The sequence below is a fragment of the Curtobacterium sp. MCSS17_008 genome (genome assembly GCF_003234185.1).
GTDB lineage: Bacteria > Actinomycetota > Actinomycetes > Actinomycetales > Microbacteriaceae > Curtobacterium.
In genome coordinates this window covers 1-911 of record NZ_QKSM01000034.1, presented here as the reverse complement: position 1 = coordinate 911, position 911 = coordinate 1, and the positions used below count along the sequence as shown (strand labels likewise).

The 911-nt window shown below is 70.8% G+C and carries 1 protein-coding gene; it reads right to left on the bottom strand.

Going from position 1 to position 911, the window contains the following annotated elements; translation table 11 throughout:
- Positions 1-911, bottom strand: a 911-nt coding sequence (locus DEJ23_RS15295; protein ID WP_111241087.1) for a glutathione-independent formaldehyde dehydrogenase, incomplete at both ends; no start/stop codon positions are given.

The window sequence follows — 911 nt, the reverse complement described above, 5'->3', positions numbered from 1 at the left end:
CCCGGGTTCGCGACGCCGCGGATGATGAGGTCCCGCAGGTGCTCGTTGTACCGCTTGACGGGGCACTGGCCGGTGCCGAAGGACAGGCCCTTCGTCCACGCGGTCCCCCAGTCGAACGCGGGGCGGCCCTGCTTCGCGTCCTCCGTCGGGCCCTTCGGGTCCTCGGGCTCGAACACGCCGACGACGCCGATCCGGCCCGTGGCGCGGACGACCTGCACGAGGCCGTCGAGCGTCATCGCCGGGTCCTCCTCTCCGGTGTGGTCGTGCGCCTGGTAACCGACCGCCTCGACGCCGCAGTCCACGCCGAAGCCGTCCGTGCCGTCGGTGATCGCCTGCACCGGGTCGGTCGTGCTCGAGTTGATCGCGGTGGCACCGTAGTGCTCGGCCAGCTCGAGCCGGTCCGGCTGGCTGTCGACGACGAAGACCTGCGAGGCGCCGCGGATCCGGGCGCTCAACGCTGCCATCAGCCCGACCGGCCCCGCTCCGTAGATCGCGACCGTGTTGCCGGGCTGCACGCCGGCGAGCTCGGTGCCGTGGTACCCGGTGGGGAAGATGTCCGACAGCATCGTGAAGTCCTTCTCGTGCTCGTTGCCCTCCGGGAGCTTGAGCAGGTTGAAGTCGCCCCACGGCACACGCAGGTACTCGGCCTGACCGCCCCAGTACGGGCCCATCATCGGGTAGCCGAACCCGGCTCCCGGCGTGCCGGACGGGTTGGCGCGGAGACAGGCCGACGTGAAGCCCGCGTTGCAGTTGCGGCAGGTACCGCAGGCGAGGTTGAACGGCACCGAGACCCGGTCGCCGACGCTGATGCGGTTGATGCCGCTGCCGACCTCGACGACGACGCCCATGTTCTCGTGGCCGAGGACCATGCCCGACTCGAAGTCGACCCGCCCCTCGTAGGGGTGCAGGTC